This is a genomic window from Marinomonas sp. MED121, assembly GCF_000153025.1.
Lineage (GTDB): Bacteria > Pseudomonadota > Gammaproteobacteria > Pseudomonadales > Marinomonadaceae > Marinomonas.
Window position 1 is genome coordinate 264,240 of the sequence record NZ_CH672432.1, and the last position, 26,840, is coordinate 291,079.

General features: G+C 39.7%; 22 protein-coding genes and 1 pseudogene. 14 read left to right on the top strand and 9 right to left on the bottom strand.

Annotated features, from left to right (window positions below):
- The 4 genes and pseudogenes from MED121_RS16455 to bhcA form a co-directional block, all read right to left on the bottom strand.
- A pseudogene (locus MED121_RS16455) lies at positions 1-604 on the bottom strand (ornithine cyclodeaminase family protein); the annotation flags it as partial.
- 66 nt (positions 605-670) lie between these two features.
- Positions 671-1,819 (bottom strand): 3-hydroxy-D-aspartate aldolase BhcC, encoded by a 1,149-nt coding sequence (bhcC, locus tag MED121_RS16460; protein ID WP_009834864.1) that lies wholly within the window; start codon positions 1,817-1,819, stop codon positions 671-673.
- Between the two features lie 96 nt (positions 1,820-1,915).
- Positions 1,916-2,887, bottom strand: a complete 972-nt coding sequence (bhcB, locus tag MED121_RS16465; protein WP_009834865.1) for a beta-hydroxyaspartate dehydratase BhcB — start codon at positions 2,885-2,887, stop codon at positions 1,916-1,918.
- 39 nt (positions 2,888-2,926) lie between these two features.
- Positions 2,927-4,108 carry an L-aspartate--glyoxylate aminotransferase BhcA gene (bhcA, locus tag MED121_RS16470; protein WP_009834866.1) on the bottom strand — a complete coding sequence of 394 codons (1,182 nt, stop codon included), beginning with the start codon at positions 4,106-4,108 and terminating at the stop codon, positions 2,927-2,929.
- A gap of 310 nt (positions 4,109-4,418) precedes the next feature.
- Here bhcA and MED121_RS16475 point away from each other — a divergent pair, with 310 nt between their 5' ends.
- From MED121_RS16475 to MED121_RS16495, 5 genes are all read left to right on the top strand, one after another.
- Positions 4,419-5,192: an IclR family transcriptional regulator gene (locus MED121_RS16475; protein ID WP_009834868.1), complete on the top strand. Its 774-nt coding sequence runs from the start codon at positions 4,419-4,421 to the stop codon at positions 5,190-5,192.
- A 150-nt stretch (positions 5,193-5,342) separates the two neighbouring features.
- Positions 5,343-5,774, top strand: coding sequence for a heme-binding protein (locus MED121_RS16480; RefSeq protein WP_009834869.1), 432 nt, complete (start codon positions 5,343-5,345; stop codon positions 5,772-5,774).
- A gap of 257 nt (positions 5,775-6,031) precedes the next feature.
- Positions 6,032-7,099, top strand: coding sequence for a linear amide C-N hydrolase (locus MED121_RS16485; protein WP_036180950.1), 1,068 nt, complete (start codon positions 6,032-6,034; stop codon positions 7,097-7,099).
- Between the two features lie 175 nt (positions 7,100-7,274).
- Positions 7,275-8,546, top strand: a complete 1,272-nt coding sequence (locus MED121_RS16490; protein WP_009834871.1) for an aminotransferase class I/II-fold pyridoxal phosphate-dependent enzyme — start codon at positions 7,275-7,277, stop codon at positions 8,544-8,546.
- Positions 8,547-8,894: 348 nt separating this feature from the next.
- Entirely contained in the window at positions 8,895-10,778 is a 1,884-nt protein-coding gene (locus MED121_RS16495) for a HAMP domain-containing methyl-accepting chemotaxis protein (protein ID WP_009834872.1), read from the top strand.
- A gap of 372 nt (positions 10,779-11,150) precedes the next feature.
- On the opposite strand, the gene MED121_RS16500 is transcribed toward MED121_RS16495, so the two are convergent.
- Both MED121_RS16500 and MED121_RS16505 read right to left on the bottom strand, forming a co-directional pair.
- Positions 11,151-12,356 carry a DNA alkylation repair protein gene (locus MED121_RS16500; protein WP_009834874.1) on the bottom strand — a complete coding sequence of 402 codons (1,206 nt, stop codon included), beginning with the start codon at positions 12,354-12,356 and terminating at the stop codon, positions 11,151-11,153.
- A gap of 84 nt (positions 12,357-12,440) precedes the next feature.
- Complete coding sequence (locus MED121_RS16505) at positions 12,441-12,764, bottom strand: hypothetical protein (protein ID WP_009834875.1); 324 nt, start codon at positions 12,762-12,764, stop codon at positions 12,441-12,443.
- Between the two features lie 103 nt (positions 12,765-12,867).
- Here MED121_RS16505 and MED121_RS16510 point away from each other — a divergent pair, with 103 nt between their 5' ends.
- Positions 12,868-13,599, top strand: a complete 732-nt coding sequence (locus MED121_RS16510) for a WYL domain-containing protein (RefSeq protein WP_009834876.1) — start codon at positions 12,868-12,870, stop codon at positions 13,597-13,599.
- A gap of 41 nt (positions 13,600-13,640) precedes the next feature.
- Here the strand turns inward: MED121_RS16510 and MED121_RS16515 are convergent, their stop codons facing one another.
- Positions 13,641-14,336, bottom strand: coding sequence for a flagellar brake protein (locus tag MED121_RS16515; RefSeq protein WP_165474627.1), 696 nt, complete (start codon positions 14,334-14,336; stop codon positions 13,641-13,643).
- A gap of 551 nt (positions 14,337-14,887) precedes the next feature.
- Here MED121_RS16515 and MED121_RS16520 point away from each other — a divergent pair.
- Together MED121_RS16520 and MED121_RS16525 are read left to right on the top strand one after the other, a co-directional pair.
- Positions 14,888-16,576: an alkaline phosphatase D family protein gene (locus MED121_RS16520; RefSeq protein WP_009834878.1), complete on the top strand. Its 1,689-nt coding sequence runs from the start codon at positions 14,888-14,890 to the stop codon at positions 16,574-16,576.
- A gap of 60 nt (positions 16,577-16,636) precedes the next feature.
- Positions 16,637-17,743, top strand: coding sequence for a hypothetical protein (locus tag MED121_RS16525; protein WP_009834879.1), 1,107 nt, complete (start codon positions 16,637-16,639; stop codon positions 17,741-17,743).
- A gap of 47 nt (positions 17,744-17,790) precedes the next feature.
- Here the strand turns inward: MED121_RS16525 and MED121_RS16530 are convergent, their stop codons facing one another.
- A complete protein-coding gene (locus MED121_RS16530; RefSeq protein WP_207382830.1) occupies positions 17,791-19,260 on the bottom strand; it encodes an HD domain-containing phosphohydrolase in 1,470 nt (489 codons plus the stop codon).
- A gap of 232 nt (positions 19,261-19,492) precedes the next feature.
- On the opposite strand from MED121_RS16530, the gene MED121_RS16535 reads away from it, so the two are divergent.
- From MED121_RS16535 to MED121_RS16555, 5 genes are all read left to right on the top strand, one after another.
- The gene (locus tag MED121_RS16535) at positions 19,493-20,704 is read left to right on the top strand and encodes a bifunctional alpha/beta hydrolase/OsmC family protein (RefSeq protein WP_009834881.1); all 1,212 of its coding nucleotides are present in this window, start codon (positions 19,493-19,495) and stop codon (positions 20,702-20,704) included.
- Positions 20,705-21,468: 764 nt separating this feature from the next.
- Complete coding sequence (locus MED121_RS16540) at positions 21,469-22,068, top strand: hypothetical protein (RefSeq protein ID WP_009834883.1); 600 nt, start codon at positions 21,469-21,471, stop codon at positions 22,066-22,068.
- 145 nt (positions 22,069-22,213) lie between these two features.
- Positions 22,214-22,573: a hypothetical protein gene (locus MED121_RS24540; RefSeq protein WP_009834884.1), complete on the top strand. Its 360-nt coding sequence runs from the start codon at positions 22,214-22,216 to the stop codon at positions 22,571-22,573.
- Positions 22,564-22,770, top strand: a complete 207-nt coding sequence (locus MED121_RS16550) for a hypothetical protein (protein WP_131470995.1) — start codon at positions 22,564-22,566, stop codon at positions 22,768-22,770. Before MED121_RS24540 ends, MED121_RS16550 begins: the two co-directional genes overlap by 10 nt.
- A gap of 226 nt (positions 22,771-22,996) precedes the next feature.
- Positions 22,997-23,455, top strand: a complete 459-nt coding sequence (locus MED121_RS16555; protein ID WP_009834886.1) for a DUF302 domain-containing protein — start codon at positions 22,997-22,999, stop codon at positions 23,453-23,455.
- An 86-nt stretch (positions 23,456-23,541) separates the two neighbouring features.
- Here MED121_RS16555 and MED121_RS16560 read toward each other — a convergent pair whose 3' ends face one another.
- A complete protein-coding gene (locus MED121_RS16560; RefSeq protein ID WP_009834887.1) occupies positions 23,542-25,656 on the bottom strand; it encodes an MFS transporter in 2,115 nt (704 codons plus the stop codon).
- 586 nt (positions 25,657-26,242) lie between these two features.
- On the opposite strand from MED121_RS16560, the gene MED121_RS16565 reads away from it, so the two are divergent.
- The coding region (locus MED121_RS16565) for a DEAD/DEAH box helicase (RefSeq protein WP_207382831.1) at positions 26,243-26,840 on the top strand (598 nt) is incomplete at its 3' end.

The window sequence follows — 26,840 nt, forward strand, 5'->3', positions numbered from 1 at the left end:
TGATTACGTCTGCTTGCGCACCTAGCTCTTCACGGCTTACCGCTTCAAAAGGTAGGCCCAGTTCAACACATACTTTCTCAAGATTAGGCAGCATGTCAGGGTGGAAATTCCAAGCCACGACTTTTTCAAAATCACGTTGCTCAACTGCTGCACGTAATTGGAATGTTGATTGATGGCCTGCCCCCACCATACCTAACACTTTAGAATCTTTACGGGCAAGGTGCGCAATAGATACAGCAGAAGAGGCTGCTGTACGAACCGCTGTTAAATAATTACCACCCACAAGAGATTTAATTTTACCTGTGTCTGGATCAAATAAGATGACAGTCGACTGGTGATTCGTAAGGCCTTGTTGTGCATTGCCAGGCCAATAACCGCCAGCTTTAACGCCAAGCACCATGCCGTCACGGTCGAAACCAGATTTAAAGCCATATAATGCATCAGCATGACCGATAGCTTCACGCACCACAGGGAAATTGTAAGCTGAATTTTTTGCCATGGCAGCAAATACATTCTCGACAGCAGTAAATGCTTCAGGGCGGCCGACAACTGCTTGGCATGTTTCTTCTGAAACGATAGATACACCTTTATTTTCAGTGCTCATAGTGATTCTCCAAGTAATTTATAACACTCGCTGACAGGTAGGATGTCAGCGAGTAAGACCTAGCTTTTAGTAAGCTTTACCACGTGCTGATACAGGCCATAGTGTTTCAACTTTGCCGTTACGAATACCAACATAGTAATCGTGAACGTTACAGGTTGGATCACAATGTCCAGGAACAAGTTTCAGTTTCTCATTCACTTTTAGGGCATTGTTTGGATCAGAAATGACACCATGCTCATCAGAGCATTTGATGTATTCAACATCGTCACGACCAAAAATGTAAGGAAGGCCACTATCAACAGATTGTGCTTTAAGACCTGCATCACAGATAGCCTTATCTGTTTTAGTGTGGCTCATTACAGAGGTTAGGATGAAAAGTGAGTTTTCGAATTCAGAAATACGCTCGCCGTTTTCATCGTGGATACGCTGATAGTCTGCATCCATGAATGCATAAGAACCACATTGTAGTTCGTTAAATACACCAGAGTTACCTTCAAAGTAGTAAGAACCTGTACCACCACCACCAACGATATCGCACTCTAAACCTTCGGCTTTCAGCATTTCGATTGAACGAGCTACCATTTCAACAGCGATGTCGATTTTCTCTTTACGGTCAGCATAGCTTTCCATGTGCTGCATAGCGCCTTGGTATGCTTGAATACCAGAGAACTTAAGACCCGGTGTGGCTGCAATGGCTTTAGCGATATCTACAACAGGCTGACCTGCTTGAACACCGCAACGGCCCGCACCACAATCGATTTCAACAAGACATTCGATTTGTGTGTCGTGTTTAGCAACGGCAGCAGCAAGTTCTGCAACGTTTTCAATATCATCAACACAACAAATAGTACGTGCACCAAGTTTAGGCATACGTGCTAGACGATCGATTTTAGCTGGGTCACGTACTTGGTTTGACACCAATACATCTTTAATGCCGCCACGAGCAAAAACTTCTGCTTCAGAGACTTTTTGACAGCAAACACCACAACTATCACCTAGCTGTTCTTGAAGTAGGGCGATATCAACTGATTTGTGCATTTTGCCGTGAACACGGTGACGAACCCCCATGTCTTTGGCATATTGCCCCATGGTTTTAATGTTTTTCTCTAGTGCGTCAAGGTCAACCACTAGGCAAGGTGTTTGAATATCTGCAACGTCCATGCCTGGTAATGCAGGAACATCAAAACCAACTTCTAAATTATCTAATGTCGTCATTTTATTCCCCTATAGGAGTTAATTAATGGTTTAACCCAGGCTTAAGCTGATGAGCGGAAAGCGCCTAGGTTAAAACAATTTTTTAATTGAATTGAATTAGTTTTTAAGCCAAGGAAGTTTGTCTAAATCTACGTTACCACCTGTGATGATGACGCCAACTCGCTTGCCTTTAAAGATTTCTGGGTTTTTCAAAATAGTGGCTAATGGCACGGCACTGCTTGGTTCGATAACGATTTTCATTGTTTTCCAAACCAGCTTCATGGCATCAACAATTTCTTCTTCAGTGGCCGTTAAGATGTCAGTGACATGATTACTTACAAAGTGCCAAGTTAAATCTTTTAATGGTACTTTTAAGCCATCAGCAACCGTATTGGGTGCATCGTCTGCGATAATATGACCTGCTCTAAAAGAACGGGCTGCATCATCAGCGTTTAGAGGTTCAGCGGCATAAATTTTGACATTAGGTGCCATGTTCGAAATGGTTAGGCATGTGCCTGAGATCATGCCACCGCCACCGATAGGTGCAATAACAGCATCAAGGTTTTCAACCTGGCTTAGCATCTCTTTTGAACAAGTGGCTTGGCCTGCAATAACTCGAGGGTCATTGTAAGGGTGAACAAAGTCAGCGCCTGATTTTGCAACCACTTCAGCAAAGGTTGCTTCACGTGAACTCGTTGAAGGCTCACACTCTACTATGGTGCCGCCATAGCCAATTACCGCATCTTTTTTAGCCTGAGGCGCTGTTCTAGGCATAACCACTGTTACTGGAATGCCGCGTTGTCCTGCAGCATAAGACAAAGACAGTGCGTGGTTGCCAGAAGAGTGTGTCGCAACACCAATTTTTGCTTCTTCATCAGTTAAACCAAATACAGCGTTAGAAGCACCACGTACTTTAAATGCCGCTGCTTTTTGTAGGTTTTCACATTTAAAGAATAGTTCTGCACCTGTTTGCTCGTTCAAGCGTTGAGATGTCAGAATCGGCGTTTCATGGATATAAGGCTTGATTCTTTCATGAGCGGCAATCACGTCGTCATAAGTTGGAATCACTAAATTTTCTTCAGAACTCATGCTTAACCTCGCAAGTCATCGGATTAAAGACCAACGCGATTAGGCGTTGGCTTTTTTAGCTGTTTTACGAAAATACTCTTGTGCTGCAGCAACACCGGCACCTAACTGGATCGGGTAATCAAGATCAGCCATTGCCATTTCGATGGTTGCCAAGCCAGAAAGCACCATTACATCTGTTAAAGAACCTAGGTGACCGATACGGAAAGCTTTACCGTTCATTTCGCCAAGACCGATACCAAAAGATACGCCGTACTTATCAAATGCATGTGCAGTTAATTCGTTACTGTCAAAGCCTTCTGGTACATAAATGGCACTGACACTGTCAGACGCAAGTTCTGGTGTGTTTGCACACAACTTAAGGCCCCAAGCTGCAACCGCTTGACGAACGCCTTCTGCTAAACGGAAATGACGTGCATAAACGTTTTCAAGACCTTCATCAAACAACATGTCTAAGCTTTCTTTCATGCCGAAGATTAACTGTAGTGGTGGTGTGTAAGGGAAACCGCCATTCGCATTCGCACCCATCATGTCTCTAAAATCAAAGAAGGTACGTGGTAAGTTTGCTGTTTCCATTGCAGCCAATGCTTTTTGACTTACACCTAAAATCGCCATACCAGTGGTCAGCATGAAACCTTTTTGCGAACCAGAAATGGCGATATCAACTTCCCATGCATCCATTTCAAATGGCATTGATGCTAAAGAGCTTACGCAGTCAACAAATAGCATGGCAGGGTGGTTTACATTGTTCATGGCTTTACGAACACCGGCGATATCACTACGTACACCCGTTGCTGTTTCGTTATGGGTTACTAGTACTGCTTTAATGTCATGATTGTTATCAGCGTTTAATGCTTCTTCAAAAAGGTCCGCTGGCGCCCCATCACCCCAAGGGCATTCGATTACAACAACTTCTAAACCATGGCGTTGGCAAAGATCGATCCAACGGTGTGAGAACATGCCGTAACGAGCGATAAGTACTTTGTCACCAGCAGATAATGTATTGCTGATGGCTGCTTCCCAACCGCCAGTACCTGTTGAAGGAAATGTAATGACTTCGCCCGTTGTTGTGCCAAATACTTTTTTGCAACCTTCAAGTACTGGAGTCAGTGTTTCCACAAAGTTTGGTGATCTGTGGTCCTGAGTCTGAATGTGCATCGCATTCAATAAGCGATTTGGAATGTTTGTAGGACCAGGAATGAAAACTGGATTCTGTTCGGACATAGGAAACTACTCCATAGGGTTCAAGTAAAATTTAAAACACGCTTATTAAGTGCGGTGTTTCTTGGTATGCATTTACCTTATAAAGTTAATTTAATAACCGCAATGTGATGAGGTTTCATATTGTGAAAACGAGCATAAATATAAAATAATTTTTATAAGATGTTGTTTTTAATGGGTTTAAATTGTTAAAAAGTGCAATTTAGGGTTTTCATAATGTGAAAATGCAAATAATTCATTCGTTATATGGTTTTTATTTTTTTTTAGCCTTATATTCTTTAGCAATGTTCAGTTTTAAAGAAGGGCAAGTTTTATGAATAAAGTAAAGCCAGAGTCGCGTATACAGGTAATTGATAGAGCGGCATTGTTGCTTGATGCGATTTCTCGTTACACCAAACCTGTTAAGTTAAAAGTACTGAGTGCAGATACAAATTTGCATCCTTCAACCGCTTATCGAATTCTCCATTCACTGATTGATAATAAGTTTGTCGATCGTGATGCGGGTGGAGAATACCGTTTAGGGCAGAGGCTGTTACAACTAAGTAATCGACAACATTCAGAGGTAGATCTTCGCGCGGTTGCTATGCCTTATATGGAAAAACTCAGAGATAAAGTAGGCGAAACTATCAACCTGACTATTCGAGAGGGTGACGTGGTTATCTATCTCGAAAAAGTGACACCTAATCGCATGATGCATGTGCAGCAGGTCGTTGGCTCACGAGCGCCGTTGCATGTAACTGGGGTAGGTAAGCTTATGCTTGGCATGAGTGGAGAAGAGGGGATTCGCAGTTACGAACAAAGAACGAACTTACCCGCTTATACCCGAAACACTTTTTCTTCCTATGATGCGCTATATCAAGAGTGCATGGCTTGTGTTGAGCGTGGGTATGCTTTTGATAATGAAGAAGCTGAGATTGATGTGGGCTGTATTGGTGTTTTGTTATATGACAGATCTGGCGGTATCACAGCGGGTTTATCATTATCTGCTCCAATAGAGCGAAGAAAAGATGAATGGATTGCAGATCTTGTCGAAGCGGGTAAAGCCATTTCTGCAGAGCTGGGATACATCACTGAAAAAAACTACTAACTTAAACAACGGTTTGCAACAGGTATGACATAAATCAGTGACATATGCATGTGAACCGTTTGTCTGCTTCTAACTGTAATACTTGGTTATTTTTATATTCTACAAAACACGTACCCTTTTTTTTATTTTTTGTATTAAGGAGTAGAAGCCATGTTATCTATTAATAGACTAAGCCAATCAGATGCCAATGTACTGATTGCAGGAGCGGTGAAAAAAGCCGAAGAGATTGGTGTGCCTATGTGCATTGCTGTCACGGATGAATCGGGCAATTTAATTGCTTTTGAACGAATGGACGGTGGAAAAATTCACAGCATTACCTTAGCGCAAGATAAAGCTTTTACCGCAGCGTCAGCGCGAAAGGGCACGCACGAATACAATCAAGCTTGTATTCCAGGTGCAGATAATCACTTATTTGGGATTCATACCGCTTTAGGTGGGCGCTTATGTATTGTCGGTGGCGGCTTGCCTGTCAGTGTTAATGGTGAGGTGATTGGGGGAATCGGCGTGAGCTCTGGTGCACCGAGTCAGGACTTAAGTTGTGCGCAAGCCGGTTTGGAGAGCTTTGCCAAAAACTGTATCTAATGTGTAGGTATTAAAGAAAAAGCGAGCTTAATAGGGCTCGTTTTTTTTTACGTAAATTTATGTTTTAAAAACACAATATTGTAATAACGCTCAGTTTCGTTGAATCATGCATTAAAGTTGCGTTATTTTACTGTTTTATAACGGTAAATTTCATGAAATCACCTTGTAATATCCGGTAATATTCTTTGTAATCTCATGGATGTAGTCTCGGATTTATCGATTTTGTAAGCAAAATCTAATAAACAAAAGGACTGCTTATGTGCACGCGCGTATTCAATAATGCTACGAATGATTTCTTAACCACAGCTAGAAATATGGATTGGCAGACGCCTCTTGCCACCAGTCTATTTTGCTTTAATAAAGGGCTCAATAAAACGGGCTGTGAAAAAATAACGAATAAAACCCTTGAGTGGAAATCAGAGTATTCATCCATTGTGACTATGTTAGGTGAAGGCCATGACTTAGCGGCCAGTGAAGGCGTTAATAGTGAGGGCTTGGTTGCAAATGCACTCTTTAATACGGATGCAAGCTATCAATCTAACTTTGCCTCATTTGATAAGCAACTCGATGTGACGCGTTGGGTTCAGTATGTATTAGATACCTGTAAATACGTCAGTGAAGTCGTGGATAAATTCGCAGATGATAGTCCTTTAAAAATTCAACTCATTAATAAAAAGATGCCAACCACAGACATAGATTTATTAATGCATTTAGCCGTGTCTGATATTTATGGTGATTCAGCCATTATTGAAGTTTGTAATGGCATTTTTAATGTCTATCACAGTGATAATTTTAAAGTGATGACAAATAAACCCGAATATGAAACGCAAATATTATTAAATGTGTCCGCTAGATATCATTGGGGACATGATAATCCAATGCCTTCTCAAATGGTGCCTGGTGGTCCGCAAGCGGTTGAGCGATTACAAAGAGCAACTTACTACTTAGGTAAAACCGAAGAAACCTATTCTGCACAAGAATCAATTGCTCAAACCCGCGCAATCATTGCAAATACAGCGGTTCCTATTGGCTTTAGACTATCAAGTGTTAATCAAGATGAAATTGATGAAACTCAGTGGTCAAGTGTGAGTGACCATAATAATCATACTTATTACTTTTATAACAGTAGAACGCAAGATGTTTGTTATTGTGCTTTAAATGACGTTAATTTTATTGATGATGTTTTAACACTCGACCTGATTGAAAGAAAAGGACAGATGTATGTGCAAAACATGCATGCTGGGTTAATAAATCACAAATTTAAAGCGGCAGAAGATCCCTTTAAAACCTTAGATGATATGGTCGTTGAAAAGATTATTGCTTAAGGATAAATTTAAAAATTAACCGCCATGTCCCATTTTCAATCAACTTGAATAGAGAGAATATAGCTTATCTATTTTATTCAAGTTGAAGCAGTTTTCCTTTCATAACTAAGCTGTTAGTCTCATGTGATTGCAATTTTTGTTTTTCATCAACATCTAATCATTCAATGAGGCACAAATGAAACTGGAATCTCTTGCGCTACATCATGGGTATGAATCAGAAGCAACAACCAAATCTGCCGCTGTCCCTATTTATCAAACGACCTCTTACACTTTCGATGATACCCAGCATGGCGCTGATCTTTTTGATTTAGCTGTTCCGGGTAATATTTACACTCGTATTATGAACCCAACGACCTCAGTCTTGGAGCAGCGTCTTGCTGCTATGGAAGGGGGAATAGGGGCATTGGCGGTTGCCTCCGGTATGGCGGCAATCACCTATGCTATTCAGTGTATTTGCGAGGTTGGCTCTAACATAGTAAGCACCAGCCAGCTTTACGGCGGTACTTATAATCTATTTGCCCATACTTTTCCAAGGCAAGGCATAGATGTTCGTATGGTCAATGCTGATGATTACGCGGCTTTTGAAGAGGCAATCGATGAAAATACAAAAGCCATTTTTTGCGAGTCAATCGGTAATCCGGCGGGTAATATTGTTGATATAAAACGTTTGGCGGATATTGCGCATAAACAGGGTGTCCCTCTCATTGTTGATAATACAGTCGCTACGCCTGTTTTGTGTCGTCCCTTTGAATTAGGTGCTGACATTGTGGTGCATTCTTTGACTAAATATATCGGCGGCCATGGCACCTCAATTGGTGGCGTAATCATTGATTCTGGAAAATTTGATTGGGCTGCGAATAAAGTGCGTTTTGCAGTGATGAACGAGCCTGATCCATCCTACCACGGTGTTGTTTATACCGAGGCATTTGCTGAAGCCGCTTATATAGGAAGATGTCGCGTTGTCCCTTTACGTAATACAGGGGCTGCCATTTCGCCAATGAATACATTTCAAATACTGCAAGGATTAGAAACCTTGTGTTTAAGAATGGAGCGACACTGTGAAAATGCAGAGCAGCTTGCTCAATATTTATTATCTCACCCTAAAGTTGAGTGGGTTAATTATGCCGCCCTCTCTACTAGCCCTTATTATCAGAGCTGCCAGGAAATTTGTGCTGGTAAAGCCTCCGGCATTTTAAGTTTTGGAATTAAAGGGGGGATTGCGTCGGGTACAAAATTTATTGATGCACTACAAATGATTTTAAGGCTGGTGAATATTGGTGATGCGAAATCCTTAGCTTGCCATCCCGCTTCAACGACCCATAGACAGCTTAATTCAGAAGAACTTGCAAAAGCAGGTGTGAGCGAAGACCTTGTGAGAATATCTGTGGGTATTGAAAATATTCAGGATATTATAGCGGATGTTGAGCAAGCCTTAAGCAAATGCTAGCGTTTAAAGCTTGCGCTGATCTAGATTAATTGAAGACTGTCTAGGTGAGAATTGTTAGCTAGACAGTTGTAACTTTTTATGAAAACTCGGCATTTCTGCCGAGTTTTTTTATGGTTATATTGTTCATAAACGCACATTATTAGAACTATTATGCGCTATTTGTGAGCATTATTTGTTGGTTTGCTATGTTAAGTGAAATAACTTTGATGTATAAAAGGTTCTAATCATATTTCTAATATAAATTTCATACAGTCTTTGATTTTGATCTTTTACCAATAAATGCTGGTATTTACACCCTAAGGTGCATGTGATTAAAGGCTTGTTTAAGGATAAATACAGAGGTTTTATATGCTAGCAAACATGAGCTTTAAGCTTAAATTAGTCACATTATTTATATCTGCAATATTAGGCTTCTCTATATTAACCTTAGTCGCGCTTAATGGCTTCGCTGTATTAAGCGACGCCAGTATTAAGCAGAAGTCATTTTCTGAGCTACAACTTAATGCTGAACAAAAGTACGTAGAAATGATTAGGCTGTCTGATCAACTACAAATGCTAACTGAAAGCTCAGCCAATGAGTTTTTAAGCTTAGTAGACACAAAGATTAATGAGTTAGAGCAAGAAGATATTAATCAATACAGGGGTTTGTATAATGTTGCCATTCTCAATATTTTGAAGGAAAGAAATCAGCAAAGCTTGGCCTTTTTTAAAACCCTACAAGAGTACGTCGCTGCTAAACAAGAATTGGGATTTGACCAAGCATCAGGGTATCGCGCGAATGTTGCGTTATTAACTGAGCAAATTCATACCCAAATTAAATCGGTCAGTTTTGTATTGGCTAAATTTGAAGTCATGAAAAAGCATGCGAACACATATCAACTGGATTCTTCAGCGGATAATTTTGACGCTTTTACGCAAGCATATGATGATTACTTTGCTCGCTTAAAAAACTTTGGTTTAGTGAAAAAGTTTGGTGAAGCACCGCCCGTTTACTTTGCAGCCGTTAAAGCATTTGGTGAAGCCAATATTAAGGTAACATCTCTTTTAAATACTTTTAGTCAAATTAAAAGTGAGCTTAACCAGCAAAGAGATCAAGCCTCTTTATTATTGAAGCAGGAAGTTGCATTAGCAGAAATGTTAGCTCAAAAGGAGTCTGATAAAGCTAAGGTTAGTTTGATTATAGCGAGCCTATTCATTGCCATCTTTGCCTCTCTCATACTCTTCACCATAGTGAAAAGTGTGAAAGCCAATATTAATAACTTAAGTTCTGACCTAGCTAAAGTACAGGCAGGTGACTTAACCGCTAAAGCAGGAGTGAATCGTCGACGTAACGATGAATTTGATGCGTTAGCCTTATCATTGAATGGTATGACGGATGGATTAGGTAATGTGATATCCAATGTGGTTACAACTAGCCAAGATGTGAATGATATGGTGAAAGAGCTTGATAAAGCCGTTTTACATATCAGCGAAAGTAACGGTTCTATTAGTCAGCAAACCAGCACGTTAGCGACGGCAACTGAAGAGATTTCTCAAAGTGTTGCGGGTGTCTTTGATGCAACACAGGATATGAAAGAACAGGTCAAACAAACCTATGAATCGGCTCAAGAGGGTTCGAAAACCATCAAAGCAGTATTAGGCAATTTAGGCGAGACAGTATCGATTGTTGGTGAAACCAGTGCTCAACTGGATGAGTTAGGTAAGCTCTCAGCGGATATTGACGGTGTTATCGGCATGATTAATGAGTTAGCTGGGCAAACTAACCTTTTAGCACTAAATGCAGCGATTGAAGCAGCTAGGGCGGGTGATGCTGGACGAGGTTTTTCTGTTGTTGCCGATGAAGTAAGATCCTTAGCCAGTAAGACTGTTGATGCAACTTCAGAGATCTCAACAATTGTCAGTAGTATTCAATCGGCGACTAAAGCTGCGATAGATAAGATGGCGAGCAGTAAAGAAAACTTAGATGCGATAGAGCAATTTAGCGGAAAAGCAGAGTTTGCTATGCATGAAATTGAAACCAGTGCACAAAAAGGTTCTGATGCGAGTATCGAGATGGCAGCGTCTATTGAGCAAGTTGCTCAAACGACAACGAGTATGAGCCAGGATATGGAACAAATTGCCTCAAGGCTTAGAAATGATACAAGTGCCATTGATCGTATTGAAATGAACGCTAAAAATATAGGTGGTAAGGTGAATTATCTAGCAGATCAAGCTGAAGTTTTTACTGTGTAATTTTAAAATCTTATTAAATCAAATAAACCCATTTTGTAATGCCCAGTAATATTATTTGATAAAGGATTTCGATAATATTTTTCTTGTACTAACTCTTCAAAGGGTTTTTACAGTCATACATTTTAAAGCTTATGTCTACTCTAGGGATAGTAAACTGAGCAAGGAATTAAAATGTATGATACATGCAGTGGAGTTAATTAGGCTTTATAAGTCTAGTTAGGTTTAAATTGTTTATATGTTGATTTGGTTGATTTACTTTTTAGGCACCTCGTTAGGTGCCTTTTTTTATGCTTTTTTATTTTGGTTAGGCGTAAGATATTATTTTTTTGCGATTAAGTTTCAATTATCAATCAAAACGTTTTAACAGGTTACCTAGATAGATGAAACAAGATCAAACTCAGTGTAGCCATAATCTTCACCATTAATTCTGACAGAAATAGCGTGTTCTCCAGGGTAATATTTACGTGTTGTAATGAGTTTAAAGGAATGCTTTTTTTCAATTCGAATTGTTTGGCTGGCATCTATATCTATACTTTTCCATTTAAATATTTTTGGTATTAAGGTGCCATTCGCTTTTTTATGATGAAGTATGTAATCAATAATCAGAGATTGTTTTACATTAGAGGTTGAGCCTAGGGTAAGTTCAAAGTATAAATCCTTACCTAGCTCAACCTTGTTATCTAATACCTTGAGAGATTCGAGTGCTATTTTTGCAGGTTTTATACCAAAGGCATTAAGTGTCTGTGTATGGCCCTGTTTTATCAAGGTGCGACAGGCATGTTTGACCAACTTGAATCGATTAATGCGTTTGGTTTTATCTGCCTCAATCCCCTTATCATTTAACCATTCGTGCGCGATGCTAGCGACTAACTCAGGGTGATCCTTAGCGATATCATTTAGGTGATTCGCCACTGAACGTCTGACATATTCTTCATTATCATCCCTAAGCATGGTTAATAAAGGCACCATTGGACTTGGGTCTTGTATGAGTGCTGGTATCTTCATCGCCCAAGGTAATCTAGGGCGCGTGCCTTCACTGACTAATCGACGTACATGATAATCTTTTTCATTGACCCAGGAGCTGATGATAGAGAGAGCTTTATTTTGATCTTTAATAATAAAAGGCCGAATATCAAACTCACACGAAAAATAGGCTGTCATATCTTTTAATAAACAAAGGCTTTTATCAAAGTCACTAAGACCGTACTTTGCAACAATAGGGCCTAAGCACATCATGGCCCAGCCGCATAAGCCATTTTCATCACTTTGTTGAGAGACTTTCTGATTGGCGTGTGTTCGAGTATGCAGCATGCCTCTGATCACTTGATACCTTAATGTTAGATCCTTAGGTAAGGCCTGATAGATTTCATCTGCAATAAACTCAGCTCTTTGTTTTAATTCAAGCGTTTCAAGTTGATCTGATATTTTGCTGCAAAATGCATCTTGATCTAAAGGCAAGATAGGGCTTGAATGAGCGTTTTTTGCTTGTGCACTGATTAAAGCATCAAGCTGTTTGGCTAGATGAAATGAAATAATTCTAACCAGCGTCATAGAAAGCTTATTTTTAAGTAGTTCCATCGAATTCTCTCTATTTATTTTACCTGCTAATAGGTTAATGTGGAGCAGCTTATCTGCTCCACATCCATTGTTTCTTAAGAGGCGCTAAGCGGTATGGGTCGTCAGAGATTGATAGATAGGTAGAGGAGACGCTAACTCTTCTTCAGAAAATGACATTAAAGCAAAAAAAGCCTGACATACAGGGTGATTTTGTTCCTTCTCCATTATTTGATAAACACTTTGTTCATCGCTAAATTGTACGATATCAAGGTATTCAGTATCACTTTTTTTAACGAGTTCTCTTCTCAAAATACAGGCTTCATGATCGACAAACTCTTTTTGAAAGGTGTCGGATGCGACTAATAACTCTGCTTCGGTTACCCCTTGAGCAAGTTTAATCGGTGCGAGTATGGTGACTGGATTTGACATGGTAATTTCCTTTTTAAAATAAGTTGAGGTGTCTTCTTATCCGGAATTAAAAGAACAAATGCAGTTTATCGACAAATATGACATTTAGTGTCATATTTGTTTTATGAAAAGATCAAACACCTTAGAACGTCTGCAACGGCTTGATATTCTTAAAGCGAGAATTAAATCCGGTGATGCCATGACGGTTGCCTTAATTGCTGAAGAGTTCAATGTCAGTCCAAGAACCATTAGTCGTGATATTCAAATATTACGAGATCAAGGTTTACCTATCGATGCTGATAGAGGGCGTGGAGGGGGCGTACGATTACAGCAAAATTGGGCCGTGGGTCGAATTAATCTTACCTATTCAGAAGCTGTCGATTTAATGATTAGCCTTGCAATAGCAGAGCAAATGCAATCACCCATTTTTATGGCAGGACTGACCAGTGTCAGACAAAAATTAATGGCGTCTTTTTCTGCCAATATGAAACTTAAGGTGATAGGGCTAAAGGATAGAATTAGAATCGGGCAGGGAGTTTCATCTATGGTACTCGCCAGCGTTAACAAGAATAAAAGAGAATTAGTTGAGCTTCTACATCAAGCTTTTTTAATGCAATTAGCCTGTGAAATTCAGTATCAAGACCAGGCAGGACAGTGTACAAGTCGTATTATTAAACCACATTATTTATTGTTAAATTTCCCTGTATGGTATGTGTTGGTTTGGGATGAATTAAGACAGGATGTACGCACTTTTAGATGTGATCGAATACAAAGCCTTAAAATATTGAGTGAAGAGTTTAAGCTGCTGCCAATCGAAGCATTTGCCGCCTGTCTGGACGGTGTGGATGCTATTTAACCCTTAATTAATAACTATTTCTAGTATTATTAAACTAGTTATTAATCAGGAATAGCGCCATTTTCTAATATATAAGCGGTTAATAAAATGAGCTTAGCTTTACTTAAATTCTCAAATTTCAAATTGTAAACATAAAGATAATCAGTATAGAGAGAAGAGATGTCTGTATTATATTTCAATGAGTTTTTAACCTCATCATAGGCCCGTATCTCTTGCACTTTAATTTGACACTGCATATTAATAACTTGACTAAAATCAGCTATCGATAATTTAACGACTAAATTTAGCATGTTATTTTCATAGCCAAAGTCATTTTTTGAAACCAACTTCGCCCCACCTAAACTCAGATCAACTAATATACCTGAGTCCACAGATTCGATTGACTTTTGGTGCTCTAAAGGCTTAACGATAGAAATTAAATTTGTCTCAAGTCTGACCTTATCTCGGATCACAGAGGACTCTATGTGTTCAGGGTAGCTAATGTGGAAATACACCTCAGGTTCTCTGGTCACTTTTGTTATTTTACTCATAAAAGCGCAAACTCTTGTTCCCATCATAAAGCGGGCTTTAAGGATAGTGGTTGCTTTTAATAAAATACTTTTACCATTTTCAGTCGGAGCGTTAACAATAAGGGTATTATTAGGCATACAACCCACTACTTTAAGAATATAGCGAGCTTTATTAGCGACTATTTCTATATGTAAGTTTTTTCCGAAAGGAATACCAATATCATGCATGCTAACTTTTACTGACTGAGACATTTCTACTCCGAATAAAGCAAGTTTTCTTTTATAAGTTAAATCTAATGAGTCTTACTGAGGTTATTATTTTTAATAAAAACGTTAATAAAGATATTTAATAAATAAGCTTGTGCTAAATAAATAAAATCTAAATTGAAATGTTTTTAATAAATAATAAAAACCCTATTTTGACTTATTTTAAAAATCATACAGATAGAATAAGGATTTATTATGGATCTTATGCATGTGAATCAAAAAAAATAATTCTCTAACTAGTTGATTTGTAGTGTTTATATATTAGCTATTGCAAATTAACACTTAAATCATGGATAAAACTTAAATCCTAGAATCCTGCTCAAGCCCTGCATGTCAATATATTAGTATTATCAAAAGGCTTGGGAGCTACAGGGTAAAACAATGTCTTTATTAGTATTTTTAGCGCTATCTTTATCTCTATCGCAACTGGCTTATTCATAAAACAGATTTGACTCGCGATTTTCTTTCCCGCATTTTATCTAGCACTACCAAATGGAATAGGAAGGATAGCAATGGGAAATCATTTACCTAGCCCCCCGCGTTTTGAAGCCAAAAAACCTCGTTTACAACACATGGTCATCGTAGGAGATACGGGTCCAGATTTTGCCAAAATATGGGTCAAAGTACCTGTCGAAGGTAAATGGGGGTTAGTCATATCCAAACACAAATTCAATGGTGACTTGGATGACATGGATGGCAAAGAATTAGATAACTGGTTTCAAAACTATCCTGATCTTAACGTGCATTCTTATGCGTTTCTAAGAGATGAGGGGCTATGTCATACCTTCAAACTCGACGGTTTAGACCCTAACACACGGTATTATTACCTCGTTAGTGCTGACGTGAGCACCAAAATTCAAGAAGCAGGACGAACTATCATAGGCGATACGGCTGAGGCTTATTTTGACACTGCTAAAACTGATTACCATGATATTCGTTTTGCCTCCTTTAGTTGCCATGACCCCTATAGCTGGACACATCCAAAAGAGGGGGCTTTACCTGAGCTTTGTGATGTTGCTGAGCGAGAGCAGCTTGATTTGTTAATTGCCGCGGGTGATCAAGTTTACCTAGACACTAATGACGGACGCATGACTGATTTATGGAAATGGCTAGCGCGCTATAAAAATGAGTTAGAGCAAAAATCAGATTTGGACATTAAACAGTACCTGGTAGGCTTAATTCGTGAATATTACAAAATTTATTGGAATTTTGAAGCTCTAAGCGATGTGTTTGGCCGTTACCCAAGTTATATGATTTGGGATGATCATGAAATTATGGATGGTTGGGGTTCTAGGACAAAAGAAGAGCGACGAAAATTATTACGTCATTTTTTTCAATTTGATGATGATAGTTTTAATGTCAAAGTCGTGGATTTAGCGTGGCAAGCTGCAGCACAAGTCTATTTTGAATACCAGCATGATCATAACCCTGGACGACAGCAAAGAGGCGACTTAATCGCCCTAGAAGAGATGCAGTGGGATTACAGCTTTAATCGTGGTTCGTTTCATTATTACGTACTTGATGTTCGTGGTCATCATGATTGTGAACGAGAAACCTATCGTTTATTGGGTAAAGCCCAGTTTGAAAGAGTGAAAGCTTGGCTTAATCGCTTATCGGATGCCGAGGCTGCCTTTATTGTTTCGCCCGTGCCGGTTGTGCATTGGAGCTGTCTTGTGGATATTGCCGATTTTTCTTTGAGTGGAATGAAAGATGATCTGATGGACGAGTGGTCTCATCATACTAACCATGCAGAAAGGGATGAGCTATTGACCGAGGTGTTACAAGTGTCACATAGCTTTGCTGTCCCCATTAGCTTTATTAGTGGTGATGTTCATTGTGCTAGTGCGTATCAGCTAATTGATATAAGCCGCTTTCCTAATGCTCAAGTATCCCAAATTACCAGTAGTCCCATTTCTCGCAAGCCCAACCCTGCAATTGCAAATCTGGTGGTGGCTAAATCAGGTTATATGCAAAAAGAGATAACTCGGCTTAATGAAGAGACTGGCAAAATGGAGAATACAGAAAAGAAAGAAGCAACAAGTGTGTATCAAAAGCGCCTTTTCGCTAAATCAGGTATCAATAATTTTGCCATTATAAGAGCAGTCTCTGGCAGTCGGTCTATTGCAACAGACTTTTATTGGCCGGGTGAAGAAGATGAAGAAATTGTTCGAAAGAACATTAAGTTAACATCAAAAGACTAATTTAGGCGCTAAACTTATACTGAGTGTTAATCCCTAATAAGGTAACAAGGATGATATAAGATGACGATGATTTTAAAACAGAGCACTTTCATTATTTGCTTAACCCTGGTTACTCAGGGCGTGTTGGCAAATAATGAATCTGAGGATGTCTTAGTCGTTAATCGTGGTCACATACTATATGTGCCCCAAACACCTCATATCAGGGCCTTTATCGAGCCTGGTACCTTGTTAAAAAGAGTCGATGTCAGTTATCAAGAGAGATATCGGGGCCGCTCCCGTGTCATTACTCAAGGTGGCATTATGGGGGAAATGAAAAGTCGAGATTTAACCCTGTATGAGAAGATGAGTAAGCCTCTCGCTTATCTAAGACGCCCCTTACAATTGGGAGACCAAGGCTTTGGCCCCAGAGATGTATTTAAAGTTGAGGTGGTTGAGAATCCGAGAACGTATGAAGAAGAGTATAAAATTATTTATCCTTCCTCCTATTATAGCTTTAGGGATAATGCTTATTATGTGGCTCATGGGGATCAAACTTTTTCAGAAAAAGTCTTTCATTATAATTTCAATTTAATTAAAGCCTTGGAGGATAAGCCTTTGTTTCCTTTTTGGCCTGAAAGGGCTAATGAGTCTATTCAATGGGGCTGTGAGGATTCAGAAGAAAATAAAACCCGTATTCATCTTGGTGCTGGTGCGAAAATAAGCACAGGCTTTTCACTATTTAAGATTTTTAGCACTGAAGCAAATGCAGAGGCGAGTACGGATAAAGAAAGCATTCGCACTAGGCTCTTAATGGATCAAGATTTTTATCACAAGGTGTCAAGGTGGGTGCTATATGCCTCCTTTGAGAAGCGCATTCCTATTTTAGAAATTGCCTTAGAAAAAACTTGGCCTTGTGGCAACAGTGGCTCCCATGAATACAATTACACCTTGCACTTTCAAGAAGATAAAGACATTAACCCCATTGTGATTAATCGTGTCTGGTCTAGTAAAAAGGGGATCAGTGATGGAGGAGCCTCGCCGGTTGGTTTACATACATTAGAAGATTACCGTAAATTTGAGGAAGCACTAAAGGACTTTAAATTTCATCATTATATTCATGGTTATGACATGTCATATATTTTAAAGCACTTTCTAATGCGCTTTACGGTTAACCTGTCTGTTGATTAACTATGTCTAAATAGCTATGTCTGATTAATTAGGTCTGATTAAAAAGGTTAAGGCTTATTATCCTGATAAGTGCTAGCAATACGAACAAACTCGTTTTCAACCGCTAAAAAGGCTTTGACAACTTCTGGATCAAAGTGAGAGCCATCACCTTCTAAAATAATTTGCTTTGCCTTGTCGTGACTAAAGGCTGGCTTATAAACACGCTTTGAAATGAGTGCATCATAAACATCAGCCAGTGCCATTAAACGACCAGATAAAGGGATGTCTTCTCCAGCGAGTTGATTTGGATAACCTCTACCATTCCATTTTTCGTGATGGGTTAAAGAGATTTCTTTAGCAACCCGTAAAAATGAGCTAGTACCAAGTTGCTTCTCTGCAGTTGAAAGTGCATCAGCGCCAATTTGAGGGTGAGTTTTCATGATTTCAAATTCATCATCAGTTAACTTATCAGGCTTTAATAAGACATTATCAGGAATCCCCACCTTGCCAACATCATGAAGTGGAGCCGATTTATAAAGCAGTTCAATGTAATTTGGGGTGAGTGAATCTGAATACTTTGATTCAAGGCTGAGATGCTCCGCTAAGACCTTGACATATTCTTGCGTTCTAATGATGTGAGCGCCTGTTTCGTTATCCCGAGACTCTGCTAATGCGGATAAGCTGACAATCGCCACGTCCCGTGTGGTTTTTACTTCTGATTGGGCTTTTTGTAGGCTATCGAGCATATTATTTGTTAAAGATGCCATAGAGCCCAATTCATCATAAGCAAAGATAGGCAAACGAATATTAATATTGCCTTGTGTTACTTGTTCTAGAGAACTCTCTTGGCTAATTAAAATGCCTTTAATTAACTTACTCCAAAGCACCATAATGCTAATGGCATAACCCGCCAAGACGGCGGATAAAAAGATAAACTCTTTGATAATGCTAACCTTGCCACTGCCATCAATAAATCTGGCAGGATTATGCTCTAACCAAAATGCATCCTTGACAGCAACCATGGTTAACATAAACGACAGAGTAACCAGCAAGAGTACGACTATCCAGATCATTTGGCTGACCAAAGAACTCCTTTGACCTGCTAGTTTAAAATCAAATTCACCTGTTTTATTCATCATTTTCATTTGGGCTAGCTTACAAGTAAGTTGCAAAATTGTGCCTGTAAAAAAACCAAATAAAGTCATGCCGAACAAAACCTTTAAATTACTGTCCAAAGGGAAGCTATAACTTAGGTTGTAATAAAAAGCGACGGGTATGCTTGCAGCGAAGAATAGCCCGCTATCGAGTTTTGCAAGTCGTCCTTCTCTGACTAAGGTGTGATTAGCTAACAGGAAATGACGAATTAAAAATACGCCTGAAAAAATGAGGCTCACTTGAGTGAAAATTTCTAGGCTTGAGAGTGATTCTAAAAAGGGACAAACGCGACTGGCATAGGCACCAAAAATGACACCCGCAAGGATATAGAGTTTCAGCGTCAAGGACACATTATAGTTTGCATTTTGTAATGATGAGCTCATATCAGTGTCCATCTGTGGTTGAAAGTATTGCTCTAAATTTTTAACACTCTTTAAAGCGCTTGACCAATATAGCCAGTGGTCAAATTGAAGAGAGTATAAACTAAAGACCTCGAATTCTATCGCTAGGTTCCAATGAGTGACAGAAAAAAGAAAACTAACACCAATTTTTAGGTGAGTAAGGCAGTTCAACGGATCTAAATAAGTGACTTTTTTGTTTTTTAGGAGAGAAAGTATGAGAACTAAAGTGGAATTTCAAAGCCAAGGCCAAACACTGGCAGGCTTACTAGAATCACCAGATCAAGCTGTCAGGGCCTATGTTTTATTTGCTCACTGTTTTACCTGCGGCAAGGACATCGCAGCGGCATCTCGAATAAGCCGTTATTTAGTACAACATGGTTTTGCGGTATTTCGTTTTGATTTTACCGGCCTTGGGAGCAGCGATGGGGATTTTGCAAATACGAATTTTTCATCGAACACACAAGACCTTTTAGCCGCAGCACACTTCCTTGAAGAGCGGTATCAAGCACCTGCATTATTAATAGGCCATAGTCTTGGCGGTGCTGCCGTATTGGCCATGGGGGCAAAACTTCCTCAAGTGAAGGCAATTGTTACCATTGGTGCTCCCCATGAAGCTGCTCATGTTATCCATAATTTTGATGCTCATATAGAATCCATAGAAAGTGATGGGCAAGCGAAAGTGAGCTTAGGTATGCGTGAATTCACGATTAAAAAGCAATTTTTGGATGATCTAAGAGCGCAAACAAGTGAACATATTCAGCATTTAAATAAAGCCCTGTTGATTTTACATTCACCCCTTGATTTAACCGTAGATATTACGGATGCCGAAAAAATTTATAAAGCGGCTAAACACCCAAAAAGCTTTATTAGCTTGGATAGTGCAGACCATTTATTATCAAAACCTGCTGACAGTGAATATGTTGCACAGACCATTTCAGGTTGGGCCAGTCGTTACATTCCTTTGCTTCACTCAGATCGACCCCATGTAACAAATGGTCATATAAGAGTGGCCGAGTTGGATCATAAATTTCAGCAACAGATATTTAGTGATCATCATCAATGGTTTGCAGATGAGCCAACAAAAGTCGGTGGACAAAATACCGGACCAGACCCATATGAGCATCTGTTAGCAGCGTTAGGTGCCTGTACTGCTATGACTATCCGAATGTACGCGAATCATAAAAAACTAGCACTTGAGCATGTTGAAGTCAGCTTATCCCATGAAAGGAACTATGTGAAAGATGCCAATCATGCTGACGAAAATAATACTCAGATAGAAGCGTTAGTGCGCAAAGTCCAACTCATTGGGGACTTGTCAGATGCAGAGAAGGCTAGGCTTATGGAAATTGCAGATCGCTGTCCTGTACACAGGACCCTTCATAATAAACCTAAGGTAATAACGCATTTAATAAGCGAAGACGATTAATATAATCATTGGTGAGTTACATCAATTAGAGTTGGCGTGACATTTCATCTCATACAGGTCTTGCTGGTTTAGGAGTACCTAGGTAAAAACAAGTTTAAATTCTCGGGCATTTCGCTGACTAAGTGTTAGAGCGCCATGCCCAAAAGCTAGCCCCAGGTTATGACTTTGTGCCAACCGCTTGCCTACCTTACTCAGAAGCAAAGTCTCTCATCCCAATCTCAACCCCAATCCGAATCCCAACCCCAACCCCTTTCGCACGCACATCCCCCCCTTAAAGCTAAATGCTATTAGTTAATCGCAGTGAAAGTAATTCGTTCTGGTTTATGACCGCTATCTGCTTTACAAGCTCGGATATGTAGTGCAATCAATAAAATCCATAGTCAAGCCTACCAAGGCGGTGGATGCCACTGGGCTGGAAGCTGGCGAAGGGTTGGTGGCAAAGGGCATTGATTTTAGCTGGAGGGTATTAAGCGATTAGCTTGAATAATGAAGATGATTACAGGAGTTTTATTTGGGGTTCGAGTTAGAGTTATCAGGACAGTAGCGTTAAAAGAACATGGCTCAATAACCCCCAAATCGAGTGTTATTGAGCCATAAAGTGATAATGAGATAGTCCGAATAAAATCCACCGTCCATTTTTTGGAGGGGCTGGGAGTTATCGGTAATTGCTCCTGCATTACCCTAATAAGTACCATCCATGGTGAGATAGGCAGCTGAAAAAAGCCTATAACAAGCGATAAAATCTAATTTAAGAGGTTTGAGATATGTATGCACAACTAGAGAAACCAAAAGAGAATAAAAGTAGAGCGGTTGCTTATTCTGTTGCTCAGAAGAAAAGTAATGGGAAGCAAGGTACTTTCCTTTCTGATAAGAAACAAACGCCTCCTATTTATGATAGGCGACTTCATGAGAAAGTTCTTCAACGTGTGGATAATAGTAAAGATGCTATGAAAAAAATGAATAAAGACCTAAACGAAGAGCAAGAAGAGTTGGTTTACTTACCACCACAAGTTAAACCAAAAATTGATAAACTTGTTCAATTTGGCATGGACAAAGAAGAGTACGAAAAAATTGAATCGGCAATAAGGGATTATGATACAGGTGATGAAACTGCAAATGAAAATGAGATCATTGAACGTACGACAGCCTTCACAAAAATAGTAGATATTTTAAATGATAAGGATTCTAAGCTCTATTATGTGAAAAATGCATTAATATGCCCTAAAAATGCTACGGAATGGAAACCTAAGGACAAGTCATTTAATTGGATGATGGAAGAATTGGCAAAAGGTAATATTTGCAATAATGAAGGAAGTGATTGCTTGTTAGCAACTTTGCAAACGATGAAAATGTATAAGATTTAATAATAGATTCAGTTCTTGATTTCACACCTAAAACAAGCCCATAACAAAACCTAAAAGCCATTAAAACGTTTTTTATCCCAATTGTTATAGGCAATAAAGGAAGCCTATAACAATGACTAAAGTCCAATTTAAAAAGGTTTGAGATATGTATGAACAAGTAGAAAGACGAAAAGAGAATAAAAGTCGAACGATTACTCAAAGAAACAAGTGTCCAAAACAGAGCTTCGGTATCGTGAATCGGAGGCATGGATCTTCAGCTCTAGGAGGAGTAAGAAACCGTATGAATCAGAAGGTAGGGGCAGGATTAGGTATATCAACCGTAGTTCAAAGGCAAATAGGACAAAATGGCGACGTTGGCCAGGAGGTTATGTATAACGGTAAAAAAAATTGGAAAATAGTTAACAAAGAGCTAGTGGATGGGAAAAACGCTACACTATTAGTAAAAAATTCTTTGGCGACGTCGCACTTGCAGAAGACAGCCCTGCCGGAGAATTGGTGCAAGTAGAAATGACACCAGAAATGGAAGGGACAAGCTTGAATGGAGACAACGAGTTAACTGTGAAAAAACCGACATTATGGTCAGCTGGCGCGGCGGATTATGACATCGTTGCATGTGTCACGAAAGAAAATAAAATACAAATGGCGCACTGTACTAGAACGGGTATACAGCCAGAATTTCATTTAGACACAGACCTTTCATAATCACTTTCCGCTGTGTTTAGAGCTTTAGAGAGGATGTATAATCTAATCTCCTTCTTACCTCTGTTTGCAAAGACAGATCTTGCAACTTTCTACAATAATGTTAACTATCTGCTATTAAATTAGAACTAACTTAACTAAATAACATCCAAGGTTAAATCTCAGCTTTTTAGTGCATTCTAAATTGCGATTGAATGAGGTTAAAAACAAACAAAAGGATGTTAGATCTATGCTTAAATACATTTCAGCGAGCATTTTGGCTCTCTCACTTTCTTCTGCGCTTATTGCGGACGATAATGGGACAGGCTTAGTGAGTATTAAAAGCCAGCATACGGTGAACCAAACAGCAGACCGTTTTGAATCTATTTTAAAGAAGAAGGGGATTAATGTATTTGCTAGGGTAGATCATGAGCAAAATGCTGAGAAGGTGGCGCTTAAGTTGGCACCAACTCAAGTAATTATTTTCGGTAACCCTAAAATTGGTACCCCCCTAATGCAATGTTCTAAAACCGTTGCAATAGATTTGCCGCAAAAAGCCTTGTTTTGGCAAGATGATAAAGGCCAAGCTTGGGTAACTTATAATGCACCTGCTTATCTCAAAGAGAGACATGCGATTAAGGGTTGTGATCAAGTAATTACTAAAATTTCTAATGTATTAGCAAATCTTACCCGTGCGGCAGCTAATTAGTAGCTATCAGTATTTAAAAAGGCTTAACCAAAAACGCCTGTTCATGTGAGCAGGCGTTTTTAGTTTCAGGATAGCAAGGCTTATCGTTAGCTTTTAGGCTCGTCTTTTTTGTCTGAAAGTGCTTCTTTAGAGTCACTGTTTGAATCTAATGACACATCATTTGACGTATCAGAAGTTGATTCTTTATTTGATCCTTTAGCCGCTTCTGTAACCATTTCATCAGAGTCTTCATGAGGCTCTACTTTTCGTTCTTCATTTGGCTCTTTATCAGACTGTTTAGTAGTAAATGCTTCAGATTCATCGCTTTCTTCTTGATCGAGAGACGCTTCTTCGGATTCAGCCGGCTGGTTATCGTCTGAGTCAAGGTCATCACTTACTTCAACAAAAGGGTCAATATCAGGAATAACCGCTTCTACATCTTCAGCATGCTCAGGCGCTTTCTCTGTGATCATTTCAACCATATCTGTAATGGTCTGCTCTACATCACCATCATCGGCAAGACGATCTGCATAACGCATTTCTTCAAGGTTAGTCGCCGCACTCGTTGCATAGGCTTCTGCGATCTCAACAACCACTTCTGGGTTATCTTCGATAACAGCCTCTGTTGCCGCTTCGATAATTTCCAAACTGTGTTCAGGGTCAGCTTCTGTCATCACAGTGGCTAGTTCTGCAATATCTTCAGACTCCGCTTCTTCAAAGACCATATTAACTAGGTCAGTGGTTGAATCTGGTGTTGCTGTGATAATGGTTTGAATCAACTCTTGTTGATGATCAGGATCTTCTTTATTCACCCTTTGATAAAGCTCGGTTACATCAACCCCTTCAACACCAGCTACCGCTCTGGCGATATCTAGGATATGGTCTGGATCCGCTTTGGCTAAGATACTTACCATTTTTAAGGCAAGCTTTGGATCTATCATGGCGATATCGACAGCAGTTTGAGCCTCTGGGCTCAAAGTAACGGTATCGACATATTCAGTACGAGGGTCCAGCTCGGTACTGACCCAACCGGTTGCGCCACCTTGTGCGACGAAAGCCTCTTGTTGTTCGGTTGGAATCGAACGTCGAACTCGACTTCGGTAAACAATGAAGAAAGCAAAAACTAGCTGCATTATTGCTAAAGACGTAAAGAAGTAATCAACGCCAATATGTTGCATGACCAAACCGACGGCATAAGGCCCTATGATACCGCCACTGGCATAAATAATAATCATGGCGCCAATGGCACTGCCCATTTCATTTTGTTGCAAACGGTCGAAGGTTTCGGCAATACCTAGCGGGTACAAACTTGAAACAATGCCACTGCTTAAACTAATTAACACCAAAGACACTATGAATAAATCAAAATCTAAAATGTAAGGTGTTATTAAGGTACAAACCATGGAGAAAAGCACGATATTAAGCATGACTTTACGACGCTCAAATCGATCGGCTAAATAGCCTATCGGAAGCTGTAAAACCACACCGCCAATGATCGCTGCACCTACAAGCAAAGATAGGTTAAACCCTGCAATACCTTTAGACCCCGCATAGACAGGTAACATGCTTAATAATGAGCCTAAAACAAAGCCACAAATAAGCACAGCTGTAACACCAACTGGTGACGTTTTAATTAACTTTATTATCGGCATAGGTGCTGTATCTTCGACTTCTGGTGCTGTGGCTTTACCCATAGCAATAGGAACGACGCCACCACAAAGTAAAAGACCGGCAATGATATACAAAGTGGCATCACTGATATCTGCCAAGTTGATCATGAAAGAGCCAAGAAACATGGCTAATAATACAACGATTTGGTTAGTTGCCAAAATACGTGCGCGGGTTTCACTGGTGGCTCTTTCACTTAACCAACCATCAGATACTATGTTAGTTGAAGCAATACAAAACCCCATGAGAATGCGCATGATGGCCCATACCCACTCATTTAGCCATAGGTAGCATATCAAGATGCTAATAGCAGCAAGTGCAGCACAGGCGCTGTAAACTCGAATGTGACCGACACGAATAATCAAACGTCGGGTATAAATACCACCCAGCAATAAGCCCACAGAAAACATGGACATAATCATACCGATACTTCCGGCGCTGGCGTTTTCAATACTCAATCTTAATGGCAATAGGATATTGATTAATCCATGGCTCAAAAAGATAACAAACCCACTGGTAAATAGGGCGAGTAATGAAAGGAGTGTTGCTGTCATGGGCTAGGGTCTCACAAGGTTAGGGGCCGATGATTTTTTGATCATATGTTGAAATTTTCGCAAATGTACGCCTTTAGGAATCTCCGAGTCAATCATTAAATTAAACATCTGCAAAGAATGGCCTTAAAGCAATGAAAATAGTGGTATTGAGACGAAAAGATAGGCGAATAAAACGAAAATTCTCAAGTGAACCTCAGCTTATCAAGACGCGATCTTATCGCGTGGCTGGTTGGTCTATTTTCATCCATGCTTAATGGGCATGAATTCAGCTTGAATTTAGAAAGGTTGCATTACTTTAAAAATAGTCAGCATTAAATACATTGGTTAACGGGGCCTTAGTGTTTTCGAATAAAACTTTCTGCCTAAGCGCTAGGATAAAAGGAGATTTAAAAAGAGTGTCATCCTGTGTTGTCTGTTGTCTCTGATCAAAAGTACTTAGAATAACTTTCTATTAATCACGGGCAAAGTAACGCCTTTTTGACATTTTTGCTGATACGACTGAGATGAGGTGAGTTAATCGCAGCTTCCCTCGTGTAAATAAGCTAGAATGCGCGGCAATTATTTTAGCTTTGAGCCCTTTATCTTAATGAACACAACAGTCGCCACTAAGTTTACCGATCTAAACCTTATTCAACTTTTGCTTGATAGACTGATCGTCCTTGATTATCAGCAACCTACACCGATACAGGCGCAAGCAATTCCTCATGTTTTAGCAGGGCAAGACTTAATCGCTGGGGCTAACACAGGCTCAGGAAAAACCGCTGCTTTTGCTTTACCCCTGTTGCAGCAAATCTATCAACAAAAATCCCTATCCACACACTCTAATGCGGGTAATTTTGTGACGGGATTGATATTGGTGCCAACCCGTGAGCTTGCTAAGCAAGTGGCTGACAGTATTAAGTCGTATTCGGTACACTTTAACGGCGACATTAAAACGCTGGCTTTGTTTGGTGGGGTCTCGGTAAATAAGCAAATGCAATCCTTACGTGGTGGCAGTGATATTATCGTGGCAACACCTGGTAGATTGTTAGATTTAATATCAAGTAATGCGGTTAAACTAGATAAGGTTAAAACCTTGGTTCTGGATGAAGCGGATCGCATGTTAAGCCTAGGTTTTACCGATGAGATAAATGAATTATTGGCTCTTTTGCCTACATCAAAACAAACCTTACTTTTTTCGGCAA

Excerpts from the sequence above, each read along its gene's own strand:
- bhcC (WP_009834864.1), bottom strand. The coding sequence starts at position 1,819 with ATGACGACATTAGATAATTTAGAAGTTGGTTTTGATGTTCCTGCATTA.
- bhcB (WP_009834865.1), bottom strand. The coding sequence starts at position 2,887 with ATGAGTTCTGAAGAAAATTTAGTGATTCCAACTTATGACGACGTGATT.
- bhcA (WP_009834866.1), bottom strand. The coding sequence starts at position 4,108 with ATGTCCGAACAGAATCCAGTTTTCATTCCTGGTCCTACAAACATTCCA.
- MED121_RS16475 (WP_009834868.1), top strand. The coding sequence starts at position 4,419 with ATGAATAAAGTAAAGCCAGAGTCGCGTATACAGGTAATTGATAGAGCG.
- MED121_RS16480 (WP_009834869.1), top strand. The coding sequence starts at position 5,343 with ATGTTATCTATTAATAGACTAAGCCAATCAGATGCCAATGTACTGATT.
- MED121_RS16485 (WP_036180950.1), top strand. The coding sequence starts at position 6,032 with ATGTGCACGCGCGTATTCAATAATGCTACGAATGATTTCTTAACCACA.
- MED121_RS16490 (WP_009834871.1), top strand. The coding sequence starts at position 7,275 with ATGAAACTGGAATCTCTTGCGCTACATCATGGGTATGAATCAGAAGCA.
- MED121_RS16495 (WP_009834872.1), top strand. The coding sequence starts at position 8,895 with ATGCTAGCAAACATGAGCTTTAAGCTTAAATTAGTCACATTATTTATA.
- MED121_RS16500 (WP_009834874.1), bottom strand. The coding sequence starts at position 12,356 with ATGGAACTACTTAAAAATAAGCTTTCTATGACGCTGGTTAGAATTATT.
- MED121_RS16505 (WP_009834875.1), bottom strand. The coding sequence starts at position 12,764 with ATGTCAAATCCAGTCACCATACTCGCACCGATTAAACTTGCTCAAGGG.
- MED121_RS16510 (WP_009834876.1), top strand. The coding sequence starts at position 12,868 with ATGAAAAGATCAAACACCTTAGAACGTCTGCAACGGCTTGATATTCTT.
- MED121_RS16515 (WP_165474627.1), bottom strand. The coding sequence starts at position 14,336 with ATGCATGATATTGGTATTCCTTTCGGAAAAAACTTACATATAGAAATA.
- MED121_RS16520 (WP_009834878.1), top strand. The coding sequence starts at position 14,888 with ATGGGAAATCATTTACCTAGCCCCCCGCGTTTTGAAGCCAAAAAACCT.
- MED121_RS16525 (WP_009834879.1), top strand. The coding sequence starts at position 16,637 with ATGACGATGATTTTAAAACAGAGCACTTTCATTATTTGCTTAACCCTG.
- MED121_RS16530 (WP_207382830.1), bottom strand. The coding sequence starts at position 19,260 with ATGAGCTCATCATTACAAAATGCAAACTATAATGTGTCCTTGACGCTG.
- MED121_RS16535 (WP_009834881.1), top strand. The coding sequence starts at position 19,493 with ATGAGAACTAAAGTGGAATTTCAAAGCCAAGGCCAAACACTGGCAGGC.
- MED121_RS16540 (WP_009834883.1), top strand. The coding sequence starts at position 21,469 with ATGTATGCACAACTAGAGAAACCAAAAGAGAATAAAAGTAGAGCGGTT.
- MED121_RS24540 (WP_009834884.1), top strand. The coding sequence starts at position 22,214 with ATGTATGAACAAGTAGAAAGACGAAAAGAGAATAAAAGTCGAACGATT.
- MED121_RS16555 (WP_009834886.1), top strand. The coding sequence starts at position 22,997 with ATGCTTAAATACATTTCAGCGAGCATTTTGGCTCTCTCACTTTCTTCT.
- MED121_RS16560 (WP_009834887.1), bottom strand. The coding sequence starts at position 25,656 with ATGACAGCAACACTCCTTTCATTACTCGCCCTATTTACCAGTGGGTTT.